The organism is Geodermatophilus sp. SYSU D00705 (assembly GCF_054050135.1).
This window is the reverse complement of record NZ_JBJGYT010000069.1, coordinates 1-5,659: the sequence shown is the minus strand read 5'-3', so window position 1 is coordinate 5,659 and position 5,659 is coordinate 1. Positions and strand designations below refer to the sequence as shown.

General features: G+C 74.8%; 2 protein-coding genes. Both read left to right on the top strand.

What is annotated here, in order from left to right; translation table 11 throughout:
• A partial coding sequence (locus tag ACI78Q_RS23545) for a PKD domain-containing protein (RefSeq protein WP_456925907.1) occupies positions 1–1,571 on the top strand: 1,571 nt, incomplete at its 5' end.
• A 349-nt stretch (positions 1,572–1,920) separates the two neighbouring features.
• Positions 1,921–5,659, top strand: a 3,739-nt coding sequence (locus ACI78Q_RS23540; RefSeq protein WP_456925906.1) for a PKD domain-containing protein, incomplete at its 3' end; no start/stop codon positions are given.

Genomic DNA, 5,659 nt, shown 5'->3' with positions numbered 1-5,659 from the left:
CGGCGTTGGCCTCCGACGCCTTCGGGCGGACCGTCTCCGGCGGGCTGGGCACGGCCGACGTGGGCGGCGCGTGGACGGCGACGGCCGGCGCCACCCGGCTGTCGGTGACCCCGGGCGCGGCGGTGCTCTCGCTGCCGTCGGCGGGCAACAACACCGGCGCCCACCTGGGCGACGTGGCCGTCACGAGCGCCGACGTCCGCACGAAGGTCGCGCTGAGCTCGATGCCCACGGGCGGGGGCACGTACGTGTACGTGTCCGGCCGGCGGGTGTCGGCGGGCAACGAGTACCGGGTGCTGGTCAAGGTGGCTGCCAACGGTCAGGTCTCCCTGGTCCTGTCCCGGCTGGCCGGCAACGCGGAGGCCTGGCCCGGCGGCGAGGTCGTCGTCCCGGGGCTGACCTACACGGCCGGCACCGTGCTCAACGTGCGGGTCCAGGTCTCGGGGACCGCCACCACCACGGTGAACGCCTCGGTCTGGGCCGACGGGCAGGCCGAGCCGGCCACGCCGCAGCTGGTCCGCACCGACACCACCGCGGCGCTCCAGGCCGCCGGCTCGGTGGGCATCTCCGCCTACCGGCCGGCCAGCGCCACCGCGGCCACCGCGGTCCGCGTCTCCTCGTTCGCGGCCACCCCGGTGGGCGCGGGCGGCGGGCAGCCGCAGAACGCGGCGCCGACGGCGGCGTTCACCGCCAGCACCGACGGCCTGGCCGTGGCGGTGGACGGGCGCGGGTCGGCGGACACCGACGGCACCGTGGCCGCCCACGCGTGGGACTTCGGCGACGGGCAGCGCGGCACCGGGGCGACGGCGTCGCACACCTACGCCAGGGCCGGCACCTACACCGTCCGGCTCACGGTGACCGACGACGACGGCGCGACGGCGTCGGCCACCCGGGAGGTGACCGTGGCCGCGGCGGCCCCGCCGGCCGACCCCGCGGTGTTCGCCTCCGACGCCTTCGGGCGGACCGTCTCCGGCGGGCTGGGCACGGCCGACGTGGGCGGCGCGTGGACGGCGACGGCCGGCGCCACCCGGCTGTCGGTGACCCCTGGCGCGGCGGTGCTGAACCTGCCCTCGGCGGGGAACAACACCGGCGCCCACCTGGGCGACGTGGCGGTGACCAGTGCCGACATCCGGACGCAGCTGGCGCTGACCGCGATGCCGACCGCGGGTGCCACGTCGATGTACGTCGTGGGCCGGCGGATCGACGCCGCCAACGAGTACAAGGTCAACGTGAAGGTCGCCGCCAACGGTCAGGTCTCGATGATCCTGAACCGGCTCTCGGCCAACACGGAGGCCTGGCCGGGCGGCGAGGTCGTTGTCCCGAACCTGACCTACACCGCGGGCACCCTGCTCAACGTGCGGGTCCAGGTCAGTGGCACGGGGACGACGACGGTGCGCGCCTCGGTGTGGGCCGACGGGCAGGCCGAGCCGGCCACGCCGCAGCTGGTCCGCACCGACACCACCGCGGCGCTGCAGGCCGCCGGCTCGGTGGGCGTCAGCGCCTACCGGTCGGCCGGCAACACCGCGGCCACCGCGGTCCGCGTGACGGGGTTCAGCGTCCGCCCGGTCGGCTGACCTTCCGCACCACGACGGGAGCCCCCGTCGGAGCCCGCCCGGCTCCGGCGGGGGCTCCCTCGTGTCCGGCCGGGGGAGGGTGCCGGGGGGCCCGCCGCGCGGCCGGGTGAGGGGCGGTCACCCACCCGAGCGGGTGGCCGGGCAAGCGGGACTCCCTCACCCTGAGTGATTTCTCCTGCGGAAGAGGCGGGTGTCACCGCACGTCAGCACCGTATCGAGTGGGGTGACGCCCACTGTTCCCCGTCCTTTCGTGACGCTTAGTGTTCGGCGCTCGTCCAAGCGGACGGGTCAGTGCTGGAACGACACGGGGGGCACCATGGGGGAGCGGGCGGCTGCTGCCGGGAGGAAGGTGATCGCGGCCTCGGTGGGCGTGCTGCTCGCCGGGGGCGTGCTCGGGACGCTGGTGCCCGGGGCGGCCCGCGCGGACTCCGCGCCCCCCGTCGTGAGCCCGGCGTCGCCGGCCACGGTCTCGGCCGACCCGCTGCCGACGGTGCAGATCGACGGCGTCGTCTGGTCGCAGGTCGTCGTCGGCAACACCGTCTACGCCGCGGGCTCGTTCACCCGGGCCCGCCCGGCCGGCGCGGCGGCCGGCACCCAGGAGACGGTGCGCAACAACCTGCTCGCCTACGACATCCGCACCGGCGAGCTGGTCACCTCCTTCGCGCCGGACCTCAACGCCCAGGCGCTCGCCGTCGCGGCGTCCCCCGACGGCAAGCGGGTCTACGTCGGCGGCGACTTCACGGTCGCGAACGGTCAGCCCCGCAACCGGGTGGCCGCCTACGACACCGCCACCGGCGCGCTCGTCAGCTCGTGGGCACCCAGCGTGAACGGGCAGGTACGCGCGCTGGCCGCCACCAACAGCACCGTGTACCTCGGTGGTGGGCTCAGTGCCGTCGGCGGCGTCAGCCGTACGCGCCTGGCCGCGGTCTCGGCGACCACCGGGGCTCTCCTGCCCTGGGCCCCGGTTCCCGGCGCGGGCCCGACGGAGGGCAACCGGCTGCCCTTCTTCGACGCCGCGGGTCAGCCGATCTCTGGGACGCTCGACGCTGCGCGCAACCGTCAGACGTCGAACGACGTCCTCGCCATCGTCCTCACCGGCGGCGGCTCTCAGGTGGTCGTGAGCGGCCGCTTCCACAGCCTCAACGGCGTGCGGGCGACGGGGATCGGCGCGCTCGACCCGGTGACCGGGGCCACGCGTCCGTTCGGGATCAACGGGCTCATCACCAACCACGGCGTCAACTCCGCCGTCTGGAGCCTGTCGACCGACGGCACCACCGTCTACGGCACGGGCTACGACTACTACGGCCCTGGCAACCTCGAGGGTTCGTTCGCGGCCGACGCCAACGGCGGCAAGGCCCGGTGGATCGCCGACTGCCGCGGCGACACCTACGCCAGTCACCCGTCCAACGGGGCGCTCTACACCGCTTCGCACGCACACACGTGCATCAACATCGCCGGCTTCCCGGAGCAGAGCCCGCAGGTCTGGAAGCGGGCCACCGCGGTCAGCCTGGCCGCCACGGGCACGGTCGGAACGGCGACCCAGGCCAATGCCAACTTCACCGGTCAGCCCGCGCCTGCGCTGCTGCCGTGGTTCCCGAACATGGCACAGGGCACCGTGACCGGGCAGTACCAGGCCGGCTGGAGCGTGACCGGGAACGATCAGTACGTCGTGTACGGCGGCGAGTTCCCGACGGTGAACGGGGTCCGGCAGCAGGGCCTGGTGCGCTACGCCATGCCCGGCATCGCGCCGAACGACGTGGGTCCTGCGGTCGCCGCGGGCTCCGTCAGCGTCACCCGGGTCGCCGACGGCGCGCTCCGGGTGGCGTGGCCCGGCAGCAGCGACATGGACAACGGGTCCCTCACGTACCGCATCCACCGCGACGGCGGGACGACGCCGGTCGCCCAGTTCACCCGGGACGCCACCTGGTGGCAGGTCGCTCCGCAGGCGTGGATCGATCGGGCGGTCGCGGCCGGCGTGCACACCTACCGCGTGACCGTGAGCGACGCCTACGGCAACGAGGTCGTCATCGGTACCGCCAGCGGGACCGCGTCCGGGGTCGGCCGGCAGCGCCCCTACTCCGCTGCCGTGCACGCCGACGGCGCGTCGAACTACTGGCCGTTGGGCGAGCGCTCGGGGGCGACCGCCTTCGACCACGCCGGCACGTCGGACGCGCTGTACCAGCCGGGGACGCAGCAGAACTGGGCCGGTGGGCTGAAGGGTGACACCGACACGTCGGTGTGGTTCAACGGGACGTCGGGCTACCTGACGACCCAGACTCCCGTGCGCGGGCTGCACACCTTCTCCGTCGAGGCGTGGTTCGAGACCCGGACCACCGCCGGCGGTAAGATCGTCGGCTTCGGCGACCAGAAGAGCGGCCTGAGCAACAACCACGACCGGCAGCTGTGGCTGGATCCGGAGGGACGGGTCCACTTCGCCGTCTACACGGGGGCCGGCCGTGAGCTGGTCAGCCCGGCGAGCTACAACAACGGGGTCTTCCACCACATCGTGGGGACCGTCGGCCCGAGTGGCATGGCCCTGTACGTGGACGGCCAGCTCGTCGCTTCCCGCGCCGACACGAGCATGGCGCAGGAGATCACCGGCTACTGGCGTATCGGTGCCGACCGGACCTGGTCGGGATCGGTGTACTTCAACGGCCGCATCGACGAGGTCGCCGTGTACCCGGTCGTCCTGACCCGCGAGCAGGTTGGCAGGCACTACAGCATCGGCAGCACGGGCGTCGTCCCCAACGCCGTCCCCGACGCGGCCTTCCTCCCGCAGACGACGGAGCTCGACCTCGTGGTCGACGCCGCGGGCTCGGGCGACCGGGACGGCCGCATCGTCTCCTACGCCTGGACCTTCGGTGACGGCTCGACCGCCACCGGCGCGCAGGCGACGCACACCTACGCGACCACCGGCACCTACCCCGTCACCCTCACGGTCACCGACGACCGCGGCGCCACGGCGACGACGCAGCGGCAGGTCAGCGTGCTGGCCCCGCCGCCCAACCAGCTGCCCACGGCCGTCTTCACCACCGCGCCCCTGGGCCTGGTGGTGGCGGTGGACGGCGCCGGCTCGAGCGACCCCGACGGCCGGATCGCCTCCCACGCGTGGGACTTCGGCGACGGGCAGCGCGGCACCGGTGTCACGGCGTCGCACACCTACGCCGCGGCGGGCACGTACACCGTCCGGCTCACGGTCACCGACGAGCGCGGCGGCACGGCGACGACCACGCGGTCGGTCACCGTGGCGGCCGCGGCGGGGGTGCCGCTCACGGCCGGGGACACCTTCAACCGCACGGTGTCCGGGGGCTGGGGCAGCGCGGACGTCGGCGGCGCGTGGACCGCGTCGGTCGGCGCACCCCGGCTGTCCGTGGCCCCGGGGACGGCGACGCTGTCCCTGCCGTCGGCGGGCAACAACACCGGCGCGCACCTGGGCGGGGTGTCCGCGACCGACGTCGACGTCCGGACGTCCTTCACCCTGAGCGCTGTGCCGACCGGCGGGGGCACGTACGTGTACGTGTCCGGCCGGCGGGTGTCGGCGGGCAACGAGTACCGCGTGCTGGCGAAGGTGGCCGCGGACGGCAGGGTCTCGCTCACGCTGTCCCGGCTCGCCGGTGGCGTGGAGGCCTGGCCCGGCGGCGAGGTCGTCGTCCCGGGGCTGACCTACACGCCCGGCACGACGTTGAACGTGCGGGTGCAGGTCTCCGGGACCGGACCGACCGACATCAGGGCGACGGTGTGGGCCGACGGACAGGCCGAGCCGGCCACGCCGCAGCTGGTCCGCACCGACACCACCGCGGCGCTGCAGGCACCGGGTGCGGTCGGCCTGGCCGCCTACCGGCCGACCAGCGCCACCGTGGCGACCGCCGTGCGCGTGACGGCGTTCGCCGTCCGGCCGGCCGGGACCGCCGAGCCCACCCCGCAGCCGGAGCCGCAGCCCCAGCCGCCGGCCAACGCCGCCCCGACGGCGGCGTTCACCGCGACCGCCAGCAACCTGGCCGTGGCGGTGGACGGGCGCGGGTCGGCCGACACCGACGGCACCGTGGCCGCCCACGCGTGGGACTTCGGTGACGGGCAGCGCGGCACCG